The 22,307-nt window shown below is 32.3% G+C and carries 18 protein-coding genes; 16 read left to right on the top strand and 2 right to left on the bottom strand.

Annotated elements, in window-relative coordinates:
- Positions 1–17: 17 nt before the first annotated feature.
- Genes AB8U03_RS07495 through AB8U03_RS07480 form a run of 4 tightly spaced genes read left to right on the top strand, consistent with a single transcriptional unit; the run spans position 18 to position 3,802 of the window.
- Positions 18–704 (top strand): corrinoid protein, encoded by a 687-nt coding sequence (locus AB8U03_RS07495; RefSeq protein ID WP_369703926.1) that lies wholly within the window; start codon positions 18–20, stop codon positions 702–704.
- Positions 694–1,773 (top strand): uroporphyrinogen decarboxylase family protein, encoded by a 1,080-nt coding sequence (locus AB8U03_RS07490; protein ID WP_369703925.1) that lies wholly within the window; start codon positions 694–696, stop codon positions 1,771–1,773. Before AB8U03_RS07495 ends, AB8U03_RS07490 begins: the two co-directional genes overlap by 11 nt.
- A 9-nt stretch (positions 1,774–1,782) precedes the next feature.
- Complete coding sequence (locus tag AB8U03_RS07485; RefSeq protein ID WP_369703924.1) at positions 1,783–2,802, top strand: methylcobamide:CoM methyltransferase MtbA; 1,020 nt, start codon at positions 1,783–1,785, stop codon at positions 2,800–2,802.
- A 40-nt stretch (positions 2,803–2,842) separates the two neighbouring features.
- Positions 2,843–3,802 (top strand): ROK family protein, encoded by a 960-nt coding sequence (locus AB8U03_RS07480; protein ID WP_369703923.1) that lies wholly within the window; start codon positions 2,843–2,845, stop codon positions 3,800–3,802.
- Positions 3,803–3,912: 110 nt separating this feature from the next.
- On the opposite strand, the gene AB8U03_RS07475 is transcribed toward AB8U03_RS07480, so the two are convergent.
- On the bottom strand, positions 3,913–4,305 hold the full coding sequence (locus tag AB8U03_RS07475) for a hypothetical protein (RefSeq protein ID WP_369703922.1): 393 nt from the start codon (positions 4,303–4,305) through the stop codon (positions 3,913–3,915).
- Between the two features lie 136 nt (positions 4,306–4,441).
- Here AB8U03_RS07475 and AB8U03_RS07470 point away from each other — a divergent pair, with 136 nt between their 5' ends.
- The 6 genes from AB8U03_RS07470 (at position 4,442) to ftcD (ending at position 10,156) form a co-directional block, all read left to right on the top strand.
- Entirely contained in the window at positions 4,442–5,365 is a 924-nt protein-coding gene (locus AB8U03_RS07470) for a patatin-like phospholipase family protein (RefSeq protein WP_369703921.1), read from the top strand.
- A gap of 101 nt (positions 5,366–5,466) precedes the next feature.
- Positions 5,467–6,879, top strand: coding sequence for a cysteine--tRNA ligase (gene cysS, locus AB8U03_RS07465; protein WP_369703920.1), 1,413 nt, complete (start codon positions 5,467–5,469; stop codon positions 6,877–6,879).
- Between the two features lie 95 nt (positions 6,880–6,974).
- Positions 6,975–7,328 carry a carboxymuconolactone decarboxylase family protein gene (locus tag AB8U03_RS07460; protein WP_369703919.1) on the top strand — a complete coding sequence of 118 codons (354 nt, stop codon included), beginning with the start codon at positions 6,975–6,977 and terminating at the stop codon, positions 7,326–7,328.
- A 167-nt stretch (positions 7,329–7,495) separates the two neighbouring features.
- Positions 7,496–8,386: a potassium channel family protein gene (locus AB8U03_RS07455; protein WP_369703918.1), complete on the top strand. Its 891-nt coding sequence runs from the start codon at positions 7,496–7,498 to the stop codon at positions 8,384–8,386.
- A gap of 36 nt (positions 8,387–8,422) precedes the next feature.
- On the top strand, positions 8,423–9,055 hold the full coding sequence (locus AB8U03_RS07450; protein WP_369703917.1) for a HutD family protein: 633 nt from the start codon (positions 8,423–8,425) through the stop codon (positions 9,053–9,055).
- 204 nt (positions 9,056–9,259) lie between these two features.
- Positions 9,260–10,156 carry a glutamate formimidoyltransferase gene (gene ftcD, locus AB8U03_RS07445; RefSeq protein WP_369703916.1) on the top strand — a complete coding sequence of 299 codons (897 nt, stop codon included), beginning with the start codon at positions 9,260–9,262 and terminating at the stop codon, positions 10,154–10,156.
- Between the two features lie 91 nt (positions 10,157–10,247).
- Here ftcD and AB8U03_RS07440 read toward each other — a convergent pair whose 3' ends face one another.
- On the bottom strand, positions 10,248–13,289 hold the full coding sequence (locus AB8U03_RS07440) for an AAA family ATPase (RefSeq protein WP_369703915.1): 3,042 nt from the start codon (positions 13,287–13,289) through the stop codon (positions 10,248–10,250).
- 298 nt (positions 13,290–13,587) lie between these two features.
- Here AB8U03_RS07440 and AB8U03_RS07435 point away from each other — a divergent pair, with 298 nt between their 5' ends.
- From AB8U03_RS07435 to AB8U03_RS07410, 6 genes are all read left to right on the top strand, one after another.
- On the top strand, positions 13,588–15,621 hold the full coding sequence (locus AB8U03_RS07435) for a urocanate hydratase (protein ID WP_369703914.1): 2,034 nt from the start codon (positions 13,588–13,590) through the stop codon (positions 15,619–15,621).
- A gap of 147 nt (positions 15,622–15,768) precedes the next feature.
- A complete protein-coding gene (locus AB8U03_RS07430) occupies positions 15,769–17,142 on the top strand; it encodes a purine-cytosine permease family protein (protein ID WP_369703913.1) in 1,374 nt (457 codons plus the stop codon).
- Positions 17,143–17,345: 203 nt separating this feature from the next.
- The gene (gene hutI / locus AB8U03_RS07425; protein ID WP_369703912.1) at positions 17,346–18,617 is read left to right on the top strand and encodes an imidazolonepropionase; all 1,272 of its coding nucleotides are present in this window, start codon (positions 17,346–17,348) and stop codon (positions 18,615–18,617) included.
- 24 nt (positions 18,618–18,641) lie between these two features.
- Entirely contained in the window at positions 18,642–19,280 is a 639-nt protein-coding gene (locus AB8U03_RS07420; protein ID WP_369703911.1) for a cyclodeaminase/cyclohydrolase family protein, read from the top strand.
- Positions 19,281–19,326: 46 nt separating this feature from the next.
- Positions 19,327–20,850, top strand: coding sequence for a histidine ammonia-lyase (hutH, locus tag AB8U03_RS07415; protein ID WP_369703910.1), 1,524 nt, complete (start codon positions 19,327–19,329; stop codon positions 20,848–20,850).
- A gap of 19 nt (positions 20,851–20,869) precedes the next feature.
- Complete coding sequence (locus tag AB8U03_RS07410; protein WP_369703909.1) at positions 20,870–22,273, top strand: APC family permease; 1,404 nt, start codon at positions 20,870–20,872, stop codon at positions 22,271–22,273.
- Positions 22,274–22,307: the final 34 nt, after the last annotated feature.

Raw genomic sequence — 22,307 nt, 5'->3', positions numbered from 1 at the left:
TTAAGGAGAGGATATAAATGGACATTAAAAAAGATTTAATCAAGAAACTGTCGGATTCCATAGTGGATATGGAAGAAGATAAAACAGTAGAGGCAGCTAACAAATGGGTGGAACAGGGATTAAAAGCCTACGATGCAATAGACAGGGGATTATCTGATGGAATGAATAGAGCAGGAGCTTTATACGAACAGGAGGAATATTATATACCTGAACTTTTAATGTGCTCAGATGCCATGTATGCAGGCCTTAATGTATTAAAACCACATCTTGATAAAATTGAATCAGATAATAAGCATAAAGTTATAATAGGCGTTGTAGAGGGAGATACACATGACATAGGAAAGAATTTGGTAAAGATAATGATGGAAACTGAAGGGTTTGAAGTTGTAGATTTGGGCAGAGACGTGCCCCCTAGGGATTTTGTAAATAAAGCAAAAGAAGTTGGAGCAGATATAATAGCATTATCTACTCTTATGACCACTACTATGGATGGTATGGCAGAAGTTGTAAAATTATTAAAAGAAGAGGGAATAAAAGATAAAGTGAAGGTAATGGTAGGCGGTGGACCTATTTCACAAAGTTTTGCAGATAAAATAGGAGCAGATATATATACTACAGATGCATCTAAAGCTGCTAAAACAGCAAAGAAACTAGTTGTGTCAAAATCTTCTGTGTTAGAAAGTGGTGTTACGAATGAAAGATAAAATGAATCCTATGGAAAGAGCAGTAGCTTTGGCAAAGGGAGAAGATGTGGACAGATTGCCCTGCAATCCAAATATAGCAAATGGAGTTGCACGTATATATGGCTGTAAAATATCTGATTTTAATAGAAGCGGAAAAGCCATAGCCGAAGCTCAGATAACTGCCTATAGAAGATTTGGCATGGATGGTGTCAGAGTATTTACTGATTTGTATGTTTGGGCTGAAGCTATGGGAGCAAAATTAGTGCTTCCTGAAGATAATACAGCAGACTTATTAAAACCCGCTTTAGAGGATATTAGGGATGTAGATAAGCTTAAAGTGGCAAATCCATACAAAGATGGCAGGCTGCCTGTTTTTATAGAAGCTATGAAATATTTAGTGGATGCAATTGGAAAAGAAGTGCCTTGTTCTGGAGGAATAGTAGGACCCTTTTCAAATGCTTTCTTTTTAATAGGAGTGGATAAGATGACAAGGCTTTTATTAAAAAACCCTGAAGCAGTTCACAAATTATGTAAAATATCTCTTGAAAATTGTATAGAATATACAAAAGTTATTATAGAAAATGGTCTTACACCAACTATATCGGAACCATTGGCTTCTTGTACTGTAATAAACCCCAAACATTTCAGAGAGTTTTGTGTTCCATACTTAAGGGAACTTGTTAGGTTTATAAAATCTAAAGGATCGGGATGTGTACTTCATATATGCGGAAACACAAAAAATATATGGAATGATGTTGGAGATATGGCAAGTGACGGAGTTACAGGTTTTAGCATGGATAATGTAGTAAGTCTTGCAGAATGCAGCAAGACTATTGGGGACAAGGTAAAAATACTTGGAAATGTAGATCCTTCCGGTATAATGTATGCAGGTACTAAAAATGATATAAGAAATGCAGTCATAAAAGCTGTGGAGGAGGGCTATAATACCCCTAAAGGTTATGTTGTCATGTCTGGATGCAGTCTTCCGGTAGAAACACCATTTGAAAATATACAGACTATGATGGATACTGTCAGGGAAATAGGTTATCCGGCAGATATGGATAGATTGGAAAAAATGAAGATAAAGTAGGTGGTTTACGTGCTGACTCCAAAAGAGAGGCTGAAATTGACTCTAAAAAAGTCTAAAGTTGACAGACCACCTTGTATATGTCCTGGTGGAATGATGAATATGGTAATAAGTGAAATTATGGATTTAACAGGATATAGTTGGCCGAAGGCACATATAAATGAAAAATTTATGGCAGGGCTTGCAGAGGGAATTTATAAATACGGGGGCTTTGAAAATGTTGGAGTGCCATTTTGTATGACTGTAGAGGCAGAAGCTATGGGATCAGAGATTTCTCTTGGCAGCAGGATAAATGAACCCAGGGTTACTAAATATCCAATAGATTCTGTTAACAACTGGATAAAGTTAAAAAATATTAATATTAATAGTGGGAGAGCTAAAGTGGTGTTGGAAGCCATAAAGATTTTAAAAGAAAAAAAATTACCTATACCTATTATGGCCAATTTAACAGGACCAATAAGTACTGCTTCATCTCTAATGGAACCAGAAATATTTTATAAGGATCTTATAAAGAAAAAAGATGAGGCGCATAAATTCATGGAATTTGTTACAGATAATCTTATAGAATTTGGAAAGGCTCAACTCATGGCGGGAGCTGATGTCCTCACTATATCAGATCCCAGTGGCACAGGAGAAATAATGGGGCCTAAAAATTTTAAAGCTTTTGCACTGCCCTATTTAAATAAAATTGTAGACTCCTTAAATAAATATACCGACTATGGTATTATAGTGCATATATGTGGAAGATTAAAGAGTATATATTCCGAATTAAATGAACTTCACAGCAATGCTATAAGTTTTGATTCTATTACCAGTGTAAAGCAAGTATGCAAAAATGTTAAAAATAAAGTCATAATGGGAAATGTAAGTACATTTTCCCTGGAAAGTGCCAAACCAGAAGATATTAGAAAGATGTGTTTTAACTGTATTCAATCAGGAGTGGATATACTATCACCTGCTTGTGGAATAGGTCCTAGAACTCCACTTATAAATATAAAGACTATGGTTAAGGCTGCAAGAGATTTTAAATGAGCTCTAGAGGTATTTTATAGTTCATTTAGGGGGAATTGATTTGAAAGATGAGTTTGTAGTTGGAGTTGACTTGGGTGGTACAAAAATTTGTGCTGCGGTGATAAATTCAAGGGGAAAAATAATATATGATCAAACTCTGCCCACTAAGGTGTGGATGGGAAAAACATTTATATTAAATACTATGATAACACTTATAGAAGAATTAATTCAAAAATGTAGATTGAATAATAAAAAAATAAAAGGAATTGGAGTTGGTTCTCCAGGACCTCTTGATATATCTAAAGGTGAGATAATCTGTGCTCCGAATCTGCCTTTTAAAAATTTCGATATTATAACTCCACTGAAAGATAAATTCAATATTCCTGTTTATCTGGATAATGATGCAAATGCTGCTGCATTGGGAGAGTATATGTTTGGAGCAGGTAGAGGTAGCAGGAACATGATATTTATAACGGTTTCCACAGGAATAGGAGGAGGGGCTGTCTTAAATGGAAACATATACAGGGGAAATACCCAAAATGCACTGGAGGTAGGACACATGACTTTGGAAAAAGATGGTCCACTATGCAATTGCGGCAATAGGGGTTGTGCAGAAGTTTTGGCATCAGGCACTGCTATTGCGAGAGAAGCAAAAAGGGCTGTAAATAGAGGAGAAGTTACATCTCTTTCCCAATATGAAAATGTAACTTCAAGAGAAGTTTTTAAAGAAGCAGAGCTAGGGGACGATACGGCTAAAAGAATATTGGATACAGCCTTAAATTATTTGGGTATATGTGTGGCCAATGTAATGAATTGTTTTGACCCAGACGTGGTAGTAATAGGTGGTGGTGTTTCGAAAGGAGGCAGCATAGTTATTGACAGGATAAGCGGTGTGGTAAAAAAAAGGTGTTTTAAAACAATAAGTGAAAATACTAAAATACTTCAGGCAGAATTAGGCACATATGCAGGGGTTATAGGAGCTGCTGCACTTGTAATTATGGGATTTAAGAAGAACTCCTAAAATTTATATGAATTTTGTTGTATTAAAAGGCATGTTTACAGGTGCAGAATCGCTTAGCATGCCCTTTAACAATTTCAAAAATAGTTGAAATAAATTTTCACTCAGGTGTTTTATTGCAGGTTTGAATTAGTTATTGTATTTGGAATGGAATTTTTAATTTGACCACCAGTTTCCCTTATAATTTCTTTTAGCTTCTGAGAATCAAATGAGTCAGAATTTATTATTACTTTGTAATTTGTATCCTCAATTTCTCTTAAATTTCCAAAACCACCTAGCATGGGGCTGCCTGAATCAAGCACCTTTTGAGATGAATTGCGTATGGATCCTTCGGAGTTTATAATGTTTGAAAAATTTATACCAGATCCTAAACCAGAATTTGAATTATATAAATCTATATAATTGTCATTTAAATCTACAGCCGTATTGTTAAAACCTGCATTTTTAAGTTTTTCCATTGCATTATTTGCATTTTTTATACCGTTGTAATAAATTTCAATTCGCATTTTAAAATCACTCCTCTTAAAAGTAGTATTTTAAGTTTAAATTTATTTTTTCCACTTATATGAAAATTATTCAATATTTTTATTTCGAGTATCCTATTTTTATGTGTTTACATATTTATATATTGAGGTGATTTTATTGAGGGCAGATGCTGTATTTGAAGGTGGAGGAATAAAAGGTATAGGCCTTATAGGAGCGGTATGTTATTTTGAAAAAATGGGATATAAATGGAATAGATTTGCAGGAACTTCTGCAGGAGCAATTATAGCTGCACTTCTAGCCGTGGGGTATAGAGGCGAAGAATTAAAAAACATAATGATGAATTTGGATGAAAAGACATTCTTTAAAAAAAATAATTTTTGGAAAATTTCTATGATTAAAAAAACAATTTCACTTTTCAAAGACAAGGGTATATATTCTTCTCAGGCCATAGAAAAATATGTGGAGGAACTTTTGCTAAAAAAGGGCAAGATAACTTTTGGAGACATAAGTATAGGTAATGAGTCACCCCTTAAAATAATAGCTTCGGATATAACAAAAAAATCCATGATTATACTGCCAGATGATTTAGCTAATTATGGAATAAATCCTATGAAATTCAAGATAGCTGAAGCAGTGAGAATGAGCATCAGTATTCCACTATATTTTAAACCAGTAGAGCTTTATTACGAAAACAAATGCAGCTATATAGTTGATGGAGGATTACTAAGTAATTTTCCAATATGGATATTTGACACAAAGGATATTCCGAACTGGCCTACTATAGGTTTTAAATTGACGGAAAAAGATATAAATCATAATGAATCTAAAAGAAGGGATTTCATTTCATATTTGTTTGATATAATGGGGACTATGCTTGATAAAAATGAAGAAGTTTATGTAAAAGACAAATATGCAGTGAGAACAGTATTTATACCTACCCTGGGTGTTAAGACTACAGAATTTAATATATCTAAAGATATGAGGGCAAAATTATTTGAATCAGGTTATAAAAGCGCCCAGCGATTTTTACATCTTTGGGATTTTAATAATTATATAAGAGAATATATGGTCAAAAAATAAATTGTTGAATTATATTATAATTGTGGTAATATTTATATGTAATGTGGTAATATTTATATGTATATAATACTAAAAGGTTACAGTAATAAGGGGAGATAAGTATGAATTTTTATATTTATAATACTATGAGTAGAAAAAAAGAAAAATTTATTCCTGTGCATAAAGGAAAAGTTGGAATTTATACTTGTGGTCCTACAGTTTATAATTATGCGCATATAGGAAATTTGAGAACTTATATATTTGAAGATTTGTTAAAAAAATCTCTTGAATATGATTCTTATAAAGTAAAGCATGTTATGAATGTAACAGATGTAGGTCATTTACAGTCAGATTCAGATACAGGAGAAGATAAAATGCAAATAGGAGCGGAACGTGAAAATAAAACTGTATGGCAGATTGCCAAATTTTACGAGGATGCTTTTTTTGAAGATTGTAATAAACTTAATATAAAAAGACCTAATGTGATTTGTAAAGCAACTGATCATATTCAAGACATGATAAATTTAATTAAGACATTAGAAGAAAAAGGATATACTTATATAGCTAATGGCAATGTTTACTATTCCATTGATAAGTTTAAAAATTATAATAAGCTTGCACATTTGAGCATGGAAGAGTTGGAAGCAGGAAGCAGAGTGGAAGTAGATGAGAATAAAAAAAATCCACTGGATTTTGTATTGTGGTTTACCAATTCAAAATTTAAAAATCAGATAATGCAGTGGGATTCACCCTGGGGAAGGGGATTTCCAGGATGGCACATAGAGTGCTCTGCTATGTCATTAAAATATTTAGGAGATACAATAGATATACATTGTGGTGGAGTGGATCATATTCCAGTACATCATACCAACGAAATAGCTCAATCAGAGGCAGCTGTGGGTCATACATGTGTAAATTACTGGATGCATGGAGAATTTTTGGTTATAAATGGAGGCAAAATGTCTAAATCAAGTGGAGGCTTCTTGACACTGTCAAAAATTCAAGAGCAGGGATTTTCTCCATTGGACTACAGGTATTTTTGTCTTCAATCAAGGTATAGAAAACAATTGATATTTAGCTACAGCGCCCTTAAACAGGCACAGTCTTCTTATAATAAATTAAAAGATAAAATAGCTTCTATAGTTTCAAGTGTAAAAGAAAATGAAAGGAAAGATGAAGAGTTAATAAATAAATATAAATCAAAGTTTAAAGAACAAATAGGTGATGACTTAAACATACCAAATGCATTTACGGTATTGTTTCAAGTTATAAAAAGTGATGAACTTACAAATAGGGAGAAAGAAATATTAATAGAGAGTTTTGACACTGTTTTTTCATTGGATTTATTAAAAGCTGATAATAATAAATTGGATAATATAGACGAAAATTTAGTAGATAAATTAATAGCTGAGAGAGAAGAAGCAAGAAATAACAAAGATTGGGTTAAAGCTGATGAAATTAGAGATAAGCTTAAAGACATGGGTATAGATATATTGGATTCAAAAAATGGGACTACATGGAAAACAAGAAAATAAATAATCATTTTATATAAGGTTACATTATTTTACTTTTTATTGAGCACAATATATGAGATTAGATTATTTGTAATTTTGCAAAAGGAGATGTTTTCATGGAAAACCCAAGAGAAATTTTAAAAGATTCCAGTGAGGGATTTGTTGAATTCAATAAAAGCAACGGAGAGCAAATGAAGGTCTTTTCTGATTTAATGGGAACTTTATTTAAGGACGGGACTTTAGATGTAAAGACAAAGGAACTTATAAGTGTAGCTATAGGAATATACAATAGATGCAAATATTGTATTGTAGGTCACTCATATAAAGCACTACGGTCAGGAGCTTCCCCTGAGGAAATAATGGAAGCTGCCATGGTGGCTGTAGCCTTTGGCGGAGGGCCTTCTATGGCTTATTCTGTTACACTTCTTAGAAAGTCCCTGGAGGAGTTTAAATCGGATTTTAATAAATAATCTCAAGACATATTAAAAACACTGTTCATGTAATTTATGTTACACTGCTGCAGTGTTTTTAAGGTACCAACTTTTATTCCAAAAATATTTAGAAAAATTAATGGTAAAATGTGATAATAAACTTTTCATATAAGTATAAATAGATATACTAATATAGAGGTCATGATATGAGATGGTTTATTAACATATATAAAGTCAGAAAAAGAACTATTTTACTTTTTCTTGCATCATTTTATATAATCATATTATTCTGTTTTGGAATTATTTATTGGGATGTTGCAAATGATTCCAATGGAGAGTTTTTTATATTTCAAAATGATATAAATATGAACACAAAAATAGAGATATTTAAAAAAAATTTAGATATTAAAGTATACAGTAATGAACTTAAAAATAGTATAAAAAGCTTGATATCTTCTGATGAATATAAAAGACCTGTTGCAAAATTAGAAGCCATAAATGACTCATTTACATCTATAAATGTATTTTCTTTTGAGAAAATTTTAGGAGAAGATTGGGCTAATTATTATTATCTATTGCTTAAAGATAATGGCATTACTCATATTAGCCTGGAAAATTTAGGACAAGATAAAATAAGTGGAAGATTTGACACTTATAAAATAAAAGTGTGCTTTTATAAAATGAATGAAGATGAAAAATTTAAAGATTTTAAAGGTTACACAAAAAATCAGCAGAATAACTTTAAAAAAATATACACCAAATATATATGGGTGGATCAGTATCCCGTATTGCATCGTGAGTTTTTTAAAAAACGGTATTTTTATTATCCCTTGAATTTTTATTTTTCAGAGCTTATGAAAAATTCCATATCTTTTTTAGATGACAGCCCTTTGGTGCTTAAGTCAATAGCAAGTGGGAATTTTAAATATCCCTTATGGAATTTTATGTATTTTAGTGCAGTAACTATGACTACTTTGGGATATGGAGATATTGTACCTAATTCCACCATAGTGCGTGTTTTAGTCATGATAGAAACAATATCTGGTGTAATGATTATAGGCGTTTTTGCTTCATGTTTATTCTGGAACAAGGGGTAGGATAAATTTGATTGTGCTTATACAGGGGGGGATGGTATGGAAAATAAAATTAATATTATAAGAAAAAGTGAATATAAGATGAGTGAATGGTCAGGGGGAACGACTACTGAACTCTTAATATATCCATATGAAACTAAATATATTGATAGAAATTTTAAATGGAGATTGAGTTCGGCAAAAGTGGAAGTTGAAGAATCTGAATTTACTTATTTATCTGGATTTTCAAGAATTATAATGATTTTAGAAGGAAATTTGACACTTAAACACCAGGATCATTATGAAAAAATCTTAACACCTTTTCAGCAAGATAGTTTTATGGGACATTGGCATACTAAAAGTTATGGAAAAGCAACAGATTTTAATTTAATGTTGTCTAAAGACTGTGAGGGTAAACTGGAACCATTGTCTTTAAAAAGGCAGGAGACATATAATATGGTGTTTGATGAATATGAAAGTTTTAAAAACAGTGATAAATTCAAAAAACTCACATATATATTTTATAATTTATCTGGAGATTTAAATATAAAAATAGGTGGCAAGAGTTTTGCACTTAGATCAAAGGAATTAATGGATGTAACTATGGTGACGAATGCAGGTAAACCCAATATTGAGTTTTATAATGGTTCAGAGAAAGAGACAAGGATCATAAAAGCAGTGATACTCTACTAATTTTAAATTCTAAAAGTAAAGAAGGCCTTTCTAGAATTGAGGAAAGACCTTTTCATATGTCTTTTAACTTGGTTTTAGCGTCTAAAAATTTTATATGTTAATATATCGATTTTAAAAATTTTAGACGTTTTAAAGATGTAACTAATTTATAATCGTATTAGCTTGATGAATTGATTTAGATTAGAATTTGAGGAGGAAAATAGAATGTCAAAATTGGTGGAGTGTGTTCCAAATTTTAGTGAAGGCAGAAATGTGAAAATAATTGAAAGTATTGTAGATGAGGTTAGAAAAGTGGAAGGAGTAAAGCTTTTGGATTATTCTTCCGATAAAGATCATAATAGATCCGTAGTAACTTTTATAGGATCTCCAGATAAAGTGGAAGAAGCTGCTTTTAAGCTTATAAAAAAGGCATCTCAACTTATAGATATGAGAAATCATAAAGGAGCACACCCAAGAATGGGCGCTACAGATGTAGTTCCATTTATACCTATTAAAGATGTTACAACTGAAGAATGTGTGGAGATTTCCAAAAAACTAGGTAAAAAAGTGGGAGAAGAATTGGAAATACCTGTTTATTTATATGAGGATGCAGCCAGCTGCGAGGAGAGAAAAAATTTGGCCCATATAAGAAAGGGCCAGTATGAGGGATTTTTTGAAAAAATAAAGCAACCTGAATGGAAGCCGGATTTTGGACCAGGCAATATGAATGTAAAAAGCGGAGCAACGGTTATAGGTGCCAGATTCCCGCTCATAGCATATAATGTAAACTTAGGTACTGATAATGTGGAAATTGCCAATGCCATAGCTCGAAAAATAAGATATATAGGTGGAGGATTGAGATATGTTAAGGCTGTAGGGGTAAAAGTAACCGAAAGAAATATAGTACAAGTATCTATGAATCTGGTAAATTATGAAAAAACCCCTATTTATACCGCTCAGGAAATGGTCAGAATAGAAGCTAAGAGATATGGTGTACCTGTAATAGGCAGTGAAGTTATAGGTTTGGTTCCGATGAAAGTCCTAATAGATTGCGCAGAGTACTATCTTCAAATAGAAAATTTTGATATGGGTCAGGTATTGGAATCCAGGTTAAGTGAATAAATTTTAAACTGTTAACTATGCTCAGGTGGTTCTTAGTTTCAAATGAGTTTTCTTATAAGAAAACTCATTTGAAACTTGGAAGAACGTATATTCAATGCTGAATTTTTTGATTTAATTTTACAAGTATATCAATCTCATAAGTATCCAGTGACTTTTTTAAATATTTAATGCCGCTGTTGCAATAGTGATTTACACTTTCGTGAAGATATTTTTTAAAAACATGATTTAATTTTTCATTTTCTTTCATCTTAGTGCTAATTGCAGCTTTAATGCTGTACACAAGACCTATTTCATGGGGACTTTTTAGCATTTCCGAATGTATATGGGCAGCTTTTAAATAGCTTAAAGCTGCGTTAAATTCCCCTTCATTAATTTTTAGTAAAGACATAAAGGCTTCTGCCACGGAACGTCCCCAGACTAAATCAAAATGGTTGTATATTTTAAGGGAGCTGCTAAAATATTCCTTTGCAAGAGTGTAATTTCCCATATCAAAAGCTGCTTCACCTGCATTTATACTAAATATTGCAATGGTTGAAACAATCTTTTTTTCTTGGCATATTTTAATTGCCTTATCATAATATTCAATGGCTTGGGAAAATTTCATGGAGTATCGTCTTATTTCACCTATATAATTATAAGCAGCTGCTATGTTCAAGGCATACTTATCTGATATTATGTCGTTTCTTTCAAGTATATTTATAGATTTGTTTAAAAGTCCTTCTGCCTCTCTATAATTTCCGCACATGTTGTTATAAAGAGCCTTCAGTCTAAATAATATGGCTTTTTCATCTTCATAGTCTTCAGATATTGCAATAGAAAGTCCAAGGTTTACATATGCAATCATATCTCCTACATTATAGGTCTGAATACAATAATAAATCATCTGTTTATAACCTTCAAGGGCATAATTTATGTTATTTATATCAATTGCCTTATCTATCATATATTTTATTATGGAAGTGCCTTCTTCATATTTTCCTATCCTTATTAAGTACCTTCCTTTCATATGAAGAAATATAATTTCTAAGGTTGTAATTTTCTTGAATTTACCCTGATCTTTAATTTTATTTAAAAGTTTTTCTATTTTACCTAAGCTATTTAAAGCCTTTTCGTCACTAAAATATAAATTGCTGTATTGAGTATTATCATAATAGAGCACGGGAAAAAGTTCATGGTTGAAACTAAGATATACATTTAAGCTTTTCATACTGTATTTAAGTTCTTTCACATAATTGCTGGCATTTGAAAAATGGTATATCAATTTATAATATGTATTTAAATCATCCTTATTTTTGTTAAGGTTTTCTTCAAAAAGATCACCTATTTTATTGTGTAATATTTTCTTCCTGGCCAGAGATTGATTCGAATATATAAACTCCCTTAATTTCTGATGAGTAAATTTTAAATTTATAGTGCCTTCATTTAAAGCTTCTGTAAGTATAAACTTATTCTCCAATTCCTCTAGCATGTCCATTATTTCTAATTCATCTTTATGCATAATTTTCACCAGTATATAAAGAGGTGCTTCATCAAAGAACATAGAACATATATTTAAAATTTTTCTTCCCTCTTCAGAGATATCCAGGTATCTGCTTTTTAATATATCCTGCATTTTAGAGGACATTAGGTTTATATTTCCATTGGACTTTATTATATTCATATATTCAGTTAGGAAAAATAGATTTCCCTCAGTTTCACTGTAGATTTTATTTATCATCTTTTTACCCAAATTGTAATTTGGAAGTGATTCTTTTATGAAACTTTCCGTTTCCTTATAATCAAATCTGTATAGCTCAATTATGTTGAGTTTATTATACATTTTCATGGATGTTATAAATTTATCCAGCTCCTCATTGTGTTCTTTTCTGCAGGTAGCAATTAGAATTATATTTTTGTTTTCACCTAAAAGTATACTGCTTAAAAGGGATAAACTCATGGAATCAATCCATTGAATATCTTCAAATATCAATAAAATTTTTTGATTAAATCCTACCTTTTTAAAAACATCTCCTATGGCATTTATAATCACTTCATATTTTAAATTATTATTATTTTCTATAAGTTTTAAATTGGCGGAATAAGTTTTATCAAATTGAGGAAAAAAACTGCCTATTATACTTTCACAAGCTTGAGGAAGAGGTATTTTTTCTGCTTCAATTATTTCGGATAATTTTGATATTATGTTGTTCCAAGGCTTTAATATATATTCTTTTTCAAATTGATAGCAACAAGTTTCAAAAATGTATACATTGCTCTCAGATATATTTTCCAGAAATTTTTCTTTTAGCTTTGTCTTTCCAATGCCGGCTTCACCTAATATAAGGATGGAATTTGTATATACATTGTTCATGAATTTTAAATAACTGTCCTTTAAAGATTTTAATTCTTTGTATCTTCCAAAGAAAAACTTTTGTGGTTTTAAATTGCTATTTATATGGCTCATCTTATTTAGTATTTCATTGAACAATTCTTTTGTTTCCTTTGAAGGTTCTACATTCAGCTCCTTGTTTAAAATTTCTGAAAGCTTGTGATATACTTCAATGGCCTTATTTAATTTGTTATTATTTATTAAACTGTGCATTAGTTCCCTGTGAGCTCCCTCATCAAATTCATCAATCTTTATTAACATCCGGGAGTAAGTTTCTATTTTAGCATAGTTTTTATTTTTGTTCTCAATAGAGATTTTTTCTTTTAATCTATTTATATATATTTGCTGAAGGTGATCTCTAAATTGTATTAACCAATCTTGAAAATTTTCTGCATTTTTTACATAGAATCCAGTTAAAAAGGCACCCTTATACAAGTCAATCTCATTTTCCGTTTTCAAGAAAGTAATTACATCAGACTGTATATTTATATCCGGATTTATCATAACAGTTGATTTTCTCGGTGATATCAACACTTCCAGATTAAATGTCTTTTTTATTTTATATATGGCGTTTCTCAAATTTTTTTTTGCCGTACTTTCTTCTTCCTCAGGCCACAATAATCCAGCTAATTTTTCTCTTGTACATTCTTTATTTATAAGTAAATAACAAAAAAGGGCCTGTGCTTTATTGTAGGGGAATAAAACCTTTTTGTCATCCATAGCTGCTTCAAAATTCCCAAACATTTTTACATCTATAAAGTTCACCATATCCCTTCTTTCAGATAATATTTTAATTATATTATAACATAGTATCTGAGTGAATTTAAAATAAAAAGGCTTAATATTTTGTCATGATGATATTCTAATATTAAGCGTCTGCAATATAGAAAAGATACGAAATCTTTAAAATTATTTTTCAGCTTGATTTGACATTTTAAAGACGCATAATTAGTAAAATGTATGTAAATGAAATTATTTTTTACTACTATTCAATTAATACAATGTTTAAATAATTGAATAGTAATTGGATATATACAATTTAATTTTACAGGGAGGAAATATTATGATTGATAACATGGATATTAACAAAGCTATGACTGTAAAGCTGGATGAGGAATTTCCTGAAATGCCTGAATTTGTAGAGGGTATAAGAAGGGCACCCGATAGGGGATTTAATTTGACAAAACCCCAGACGGAAATTGCTTTGAAAAATGCTTTAAGGTACATTCCACCTAAATATCATGAAAAGCTAATACCAGAATTTTTAGAAGAACTCACCACCAGGGGAAGAATTTATGGCTATAGATTTCGTCCTGAAGGAAGAATTTATGGAAAACCTATTGAAGAGTACAAGGGCAATTGTATAGAAGGTAAAGCTTTTCAGGTTATGATAGATAATAATCTGGATTTTGAAGTTGGGTTATATCCTTACGAGCTTGTTACCTACGGCGAAACAGGAAGTGTATGTCAAAACTGGATGCAGTACAGACTTATTAAGAAATATTTAGAGGTTATGACCCAGGATCAAACTTTGGTGGTGGAATCCGGGCACCCTCTTGGCCTGTTTAAATCAAAACCTGAGGCACCAAGAGTTATAATAACAAATGCTCTTATGGTAGGCATGTTCGATAATGAAAAGGATTGGGAAGTTGCGGAGGAAATGGGAGTTGCAAACTATGGACAGATGACTGCTGGAGGCTGGATGTATATAGGACCTCAGGGTATAGTACATGGCACTTTTAATACTCTGCTAAATGCAGGAAGACTAAAGCTTGGAATTCCCAATGATGGTGATTTAAGAGGTCATCTGTTTGTGACTTCAGGTCTTGGAGGAATGAGTGGTGCCCAGCCAAAAGCTATAGAAATAGCAAAGGGAGTTGGAATAATAGCGGAAGTGGATAAATCAAGAATAGACACAAGGCTTAAACAGGGGTGGGTTAAGAAATGCTCTTCTGATTTAGATGACATATTTAAGATAGCTCATGAATATTTAAGTAAAAAAGAAACCATATCCATCGCTTATCATGGAAATATAGTTGATTTATTAGAATATATAGTTAAAAATAATATAAAAATTGACTTACTTTCAGATCAAACCTCATGTCATGCAGTATATGAAGGTGGATATTGTCCTCAGGGAATTGATTTTGCAGAAAGGACAAGACTTCTTGCAGAGGATAGAGAAAAATTTAATAGATTAGTGAATAAGAGCTTAAGACGTCATTTTGGATTAATAAAATCTTTAGTGGATAATGGAACCTATTTTTTTGATTACGGCAATTCTTTTATGAAAGCAGTGTATGATGCAGGAGTTAAAGAAATATCTAAAAATGGAATAGATGAAAAGGATGGATTTATATTTCCATCTTATGTTGAGGATATAATGGGCCCTCAGCTGTTTGATTATGGTTATGGACCTTTTAGATGGGTTTGTTTAAGTGGAAAGAGAGAGGATTTAGTTAAAACAGACAGGGCCGCTATGGAGTGCATAAATCCAGATAGAAGATATCAGGACAGGGATAATTATAACTGGATAAAAGATGCGGAAAAAAATGAGATGGTAGTTGGTACTGAGGCCAGAATATTATATCAGGATGCCAAAGGGAGAATAGATATAGCACTTAAATTTAATGAAATGGTTAGAAAAGGTGAAATAGGACCTGTAATGATGGGAAGGGATCATCATGATGTAAGCGGTACGGATTCTCCTTTCAGAGAAACTTCAAATATTAAAGATGGAAGTAACGTAATGGCAGATATGGCCGTTCAATGTTATGCGGGAAATGCAGCAAGGGGAATGAGTCTTATAGCCCTTCACAATGGAGGCGGAGTTGGTGTAGGAAAAGCCATAAATGGAGGGTTCGGTCTTGTACTGGATGGAAGCTTCAGAGTAGATGAAACCATTAAATCAGCACTGAACTGGGATGTTATGAGCGGTGTTTCCAGACGTTCCTGGGCAAGAAACGAGCATGCTATTGAAACTGTAATAGAGTTTAACAAAAATAATGTGGGAACAGACCATGTAACTCTTCCATATTTGGTTGAAGAAGATTTAATTGAAAATTCAGTAGATAAGTATTTCGCTAAAAGCAAATAAATTATTATCACATATCAAATTAATTACTGAAAATTGTAGGAATACTGTTATGATAAAAGGCTGATATAAATTGTGTTGTCTTGTTGTAAAAAGACAATGACAATTTATATCATAAAAAACAATAATTTGAATAAAAGGGTGATTGTATTGAAAATTGAAACGCGAAGTATAGAGTGGGTACCTAAAGAAGAAAGACATGGTAAACCTAGTGATTTATTTTCTATTTGGTTTGGTGGAAACATGCATATTACTACACTTGTTACTGGTGGATTATGCGTAATTGTTGGTTTAAATCTATTTTGGAGCGTTGTTGCTATTTTACTTGGTAATTTAATTGGAGCCATTTTTATGGCACTGCACTCAGCTCAAGGCCCAATACTTGGAATACCTCAGATGATTCAAAGTCGTGCACAATTTGGTGTTATTGGTGCTATTGTTCCATTAATCATAGTAATTTTTATGTACTTGGGATTTTTTTCTACAACTAGTTTACTTGCTGCACAGACAATAAATGGTGCATTTTCAATTCATATAACTGCTGCTATATTAATAATGAATGCTATGGTGTTTATTATCACATTATATGGACATGATTTAATACAAAAAATGCAGAAAATTTTATCATGGATATTTCTAGCAGTATACATATTTGCTACATTTGTAGTATTTAATAGACCAGTACCAGCAGGATCATGGAGTGCAAGTAGTTTTAGTTTACCTATATTTTTACTTGCAGTATCAATTGTTGCTACCTGGCAAATAGCCTATGCACCTTATGTAGCCGATTATTCAAGGTATCTTCCAGAAGATACATCTGAAAAAGCAACTTTTTGGTATACTTATGCCGGATCAGTATTTGCCTCTGTATGGATGATGGTTTTGGGAGTATTGCTAGTAGCTGCAGTACCAAAATTTCTTGATGCGTCAGGGCCAAATTTGGCTAATTTATTTGGCGGATTTGCAATGATTATATACATTATAATTATTTTAGGTCAGATTTCAATAAATTGTTTTAATTTATATGGTGCATTTATGTCAACTACAACTACAGTTGAGCCATTTTTAAAAATGAGAGTTACGCCTAAAGTCCGTGCTATATTTATTGCTTCCATAGTCTGTGTTGCCTCAATAATAGAAATATTAGGGCAGGGAAGTTTTATCTCGTTATTTAAGAGTTTCATTCTATTTATTTGTTACTTCTTAATTCCTTGGACTGCAATTAATCTTATTGATTTTTATCTATTGCGATATGGTAAATACAGCGTAAAAGATATGTTTGATGTAAATGGTAAATATGGTAAGGTAAATTGGATAACTATGGTATCTTATGTAATTGCAGTTTTGGTTGAAATACCATTTGTTAATACAACATTTTACGTTGGACCAATTTGTAAAGCATTAGGTGGTGCTGACATTTCTTGGGTCTTGGGGCTTTTAATTCCGTGTGTACTTTATTATTTCCCAATGAAAAAGAAATTGCAGGAAACTGGTATTTATAAAGACAAAAGTATTAATTCATAAGTTCTTATTAGCATAATTTCAAGATAACATACAATAGTTTTTTATAGGCAGGTTTTTTTGTAGTATATGTACGGAAACCTAATATTTTGCTCAGAGGAGGAGATTGTCTGCCATGTTTTACTTTCCATTAAATCTTTGGAAGATTTAATGGAAAGCAAAATTTAAATTATTAACAAGAAATTTTATTTTGGGAGGTAATTATTATGATAATTAAAAATATAAGCTGCCTTGCCACTTGTGCAGGAAGCTGTCCAAAGATAAAAAACAACTTAAAAGATGCAGGTATAATTAATAATGCTTATATAATTATAAAAAATGATAAAATAGCAGAAGTCGGCAGTGGAGATGAATATAAAAAATATTTAGATAGTAATAGTAATATAGTTGTAATAGATGCTGAAGATAAAACAGTAACTCCTGGACTTGTAGACAGTCATACTCATGTAGTTTATGCAGGTTCAAGGGAAATGGAGTTACCTTTGAAGCTTAAAAACGTAAAATATATTGACATACTTAAAGCGGGGGGAGGGATATTGAGTACTGTAAATAGTGTTAGAAAAACCTCCTTGGGAAAAATTGAAGGTGAAACAAAAAAGAGACTGGATACAATGCTTTTACATGGAACCACTACTGTAGAGAGCAAATCAGGATATGGGTTGGATTTTGACAATGAGATAAAAATGCTTCAGATAAATAAAAATTTAGACAGAAAACATCCAATTAGTATAATTTCTACTTACTTAGGTGCTCATGCAATTCCAGAAGAATTTAAAAATAATAGGAATGGTTATATAGATTTTATGATAAATTCTGTGATTCCCTATGTAAAAGAACATAATTTAGCAGAATTTATCGACTGTTTTTGTGAAAAAGGTGTATACACGGCAGAAGAAGCAAGAAAAATTTTGGAAGCAGGGAAAAAGGTTGGACTTAAAGCTAAAATTCATGCAGATGAAGTTGAATCTGCATCAGCAGCAGAATTAGCTGGTGAAATAAAGGCAGTATCCGCAGAGCATTTGGTATCTGCTTCAGATGAAGGCATAAAATCGCTGGCTCAAAACAAAGTGGCTGCAGTACTTTTACCTACTACTTCCTTTTACTTGATGCTGAATAAGTTTGCAAGTGCAAGAAAAATGATAGAAGAAGGAGTTATAGTTGCACTGGCTACAGATTGTAATCCTGGAACTTCACCTACGGAGTCTCTTCAGACTGCTATGACTTTTGCCTGCTTTGGACTTAAAATGCTGCCTGAAGAAATAATAAATGCTATGACTATAAATGCAGCAGCTGCAATTTCCAGAGAAAAGGAGATAGGTAGTATTGAGGTAGGTAAAAAGGCCGACATAACCATATTTGATGCTAAAAATTTAAATTATCTGATTTATCATTTCGGTGTAAATGAAGTAGATATGGTGATTAAAAATGGAACAATTGTAGTAAAAGATGGAGAATTAATAAATACTGCTATAAAATAATATAGTTGAATTCAGGAGGGAAATATGTTACAAGATTTTAAATTAAAAGATTTTATAGATGAGCTAGGTTCAAAATCGCCGGCACCTGGAGGGGGAAGTATTGCAGCTCTTTCAGCATGTCTGGCCAGCGCATTGGTCAGTATGGTATTTAACTTGACCATAGGAAAGAAAGAGTATCTGGAATATGAAAAGCCGTTGAGGGAAACTATTGATATATCATTACAGGAAGCAGGTTTGTGGGGGAAAAAATTTTTGAGCCTCATGGAAAAAGATACTGAAGCTTTTTTATCATTGATGCAGGCCTATAAGATGCCTAAAAATACAGAGGAAGAGATAAAACTAAGAAAAGAAGCTATAAAGAGAGGCAATAATGAATCACTGGAAATTCCTTTTAAAGTAGCTGAAAGTGCATATAAATTGTATCCTTATATGGTTACAGCCGTAAAATATGGGAATAAAAATGCAATTTCAGATGCTGGAGTTGCAGTTTCTCTGGTGGAGGCTGCAATAGAAGGGGCTTTGCTTAACGTAAAAATAAATATTCAAGGTATTAAGGACAAAGTGTATAAGAAGAAGTTAAAAGATAAGTGTAATCATCTGCTAGAAAAAAGCAGGAATGAAAAACAGAAGATTATGGAAGATATAGAAGGTAAATTAGAATAATAATGAGTTTATAAATAATAAATAGAGCAAAGGGGAAATGGAGAATATGAAAATTATTAATTTAAATGGAAGAGATTTGACTTTAGAGGATATTTGCAATGTGGCATTTAATAATTATGAGGTATGTCTTACAGATGAGGCAAAAGAAAACGTAAATAAATCAAGAATAATAGTAGATGATATAGTTGATAAGGATAAAATAGTATATGGAATTACTACTGGGTTTGGAAAGTTTTCAAATGTGAATATAACAGGTGAGCAATGTAAAACACTTCAAAAAAATTTAATATTATCACATTCTTGTGGCACAGGTGAAAAATTCCCCAAAGAAATAGTACGAGTTATAATGCTGCTCAGAGCCAATGCGCTGTCAAAGGGTTATTCTGGTATAAGATTAAATACTTTGCAAACTCTTATAGATATGCTGAATAAGAAAGTACACCCTTTAATACCTGAAAAGGGATCTTTAGGAGCATCAGGAGATTTAGCACCATTATCCCATATGGTATTGCCTATGCTTGGGGAAGGAGAGGCTGAATTTAATGGTATAATTATGACTGGAAAGGAAGCCATGGAAAAAGCTGGTATACCTATAGTTGAACTTGTAGCAAAAGAAGGGTTGGCACTTATAAATGGAACTCAGGTAATGACTGCAGTAGGATCAATAGCACTATGTGAAGCCATAAAGCTTTTAAAGATCAGCGATATTGCAGCATCATTGACTATGGAAGCTTTAAGAGGTATAAAAGATGCCTTTGATCCAAGAGTTCAAGCTGTGAGACCTCATAGAGGACAGATTAATACAGCTAAAAACATACGTGATTTAACGGAAAATAGCACTTTTGTAACTAGACAGGGTGAATTGAGAACACAGGATGCCTATACATTAAGATGTGTACCGCAAGTTCATGGAGCCAGCAAGGATGCTATAAATTATATTAGGGAAAGGGTAGAAACTGAAATAAATTCTGTTACAGATAATCCTATAGTGTTTGAAAACGGAGATGTTATATCCGGTGGTAATTTTCATGGGCAGCCAATGGCTTTAAGTTTTGATTTTCTAGGAATTGCAGTGGCGGAACTTGCCAATATATCAGAGAGAAGACTTGAAAGACTTATAAATTATCAACTCAATGATTTACCACCTTTCCTGGTTAAAAAGGGTGGACTCAATTCAGGATTTATGATCACTCAATATGCTGCAGCTTCTTTAGTATCGGAAAACAAGATACTTGCCCATCCAGCTTCAGTAGATTCTATACCTTCTTCGGCAAATCAGGAAGATCATGTAAGTATGGGAACTATTGCGGCCAGAAAGAGTTTAAGTATTGTAAAAAACACCAGAAGAGTATTGGCAACAGAACTGATGGCCGCATGTCAAGCTATTGATTTTAGAGAAGGGCTTAAATTAGGTAAAGGCACTCATGAAGCATATAAAACTATAAGGGATAAGATAAGCTTTATTGAAGAAGATAAAATCATGTATAGAGAATTAGATAAATGTGAGGAGCTATTAAAAAGTGGTAAGATATTAATAGATGTGGAGAAAAAATCAAAATTAGAAATATAAAAAATGAGGGGGATTGTATGTGAATTTATTAAGGAAAAAAACTGTGGAGGATTTTAAAGCTTCTGTTAAAAAAAGCGGACTTAAAAAGAAGCTGAATTACTTTGATCTGGCAGCTTTAGGAATTGGATCCGTAGTGGGAACGGGTATTTTTGTATCTACAGGACAGGGAGCACAATTAGCAGGACCTGCTATTACCATTTCATTTGCTATAGCAGCTATTACAAGTGCACTTTGTGCACTTACCTATTCAGAACTTGCCACAATGTTTCCAGTTGCAGGGAGTACTTATTCATATTGCTACGTAGCTTTTGGTGAAATTATTGCATGGATTATCGGTTGGAATTTAATGCTTGAATATCTTGTTTCCGGAGCAGCAGTTGCTTCAGGATGGTCAGGAACTTTTGTTGGAGTTCTAAAAGCATATGGCATTAGTTTACCCTATCAACTTACCAATTCTCCTCTTGCAGGTGGTATAGTGGATTTGCCTTCCGTGTTGATTGTTGCTATTATAACCTGGGTGTTATATATGGGGGTTACTCAAAGCACTAAAGTAAATAATATTATAGTTGCTGTAAAGGTACTGGTAATATTTATATTCATATTTATTGGTGTAACTCATATAAACCCTGTAAATTATCATCCTTTTGCACCTTATGGATTTAAAGGTATAATGTCCGGAGCCGCAATTATATTTTTTGCCTTTATAGGTTTTGATTCAGTGTCTACTGCAGCAGAAGAAACAGCCAATCCTAAAAGGGATGTACCTATTGGTCTGGCGATTTGCCTTGGACTGGTTATAGTCTTATATATAGCTGTTTCAGCTATACTTACAGGAATGGTGCCATTTAAGTCCATTGATATAAATAATGCTTTACCTGGTGCATTGGCTAGAGTAGGTATTAATTGGGGTTCCGCATTAGTTGGAGTTGGAGCCGTTGTGGGTATGATTTCTACTATTCTTGTAATATTATATGGACAAATTAGAATATTTATGGTTATGGCAAGAGATGGATTGCTCCCGGAAGTATTTTCTAAGGTAAATGACAAACATAGAACTCCAGGTAGGTGTACCATAATAACTGGAATTATAACATGTATCATATGCGGATTTTTACCTTTAAATGTAATTATAGATTTATGTAATATCGGTACATTGTCGGCTTTCCTATTTGTATCTGTGGGAGTTATTGTACTTAGAAAAACCATGCCGGATATTGAGAGAAAGTTTAGATGTCCAGGAGTTCCGTTTACACCAATTTTGACAGTAATATTTTGCTTGTATCTTATGATAAGTCTTCCAGGTGTAACTTGGATCAGATTTGCCATATGGACTGGAGCAGGATTATTAGTATACTTTATGTATGGAATGAGGCACAGCATATTAAATGATGAAAAACATAATAGTGTTAAAAATAAAAGTTAGAAAGCAAATTATATTGAATCTCACTTTTTAGTAT

This window comes from Clostridium moutaii (assembly GCF_041205085.1).
GTDB lineage: Bacteria > Bacillota > Clostridia > Clostridiales > Clostridiaceae > Clostridium_B > Clostridium_B moutaii.
The sequence above is the reverse complement of the archived record's forward strand: the minus strand, read 5'-3'. Positions and strand labels throughout refer to the sequence as shown.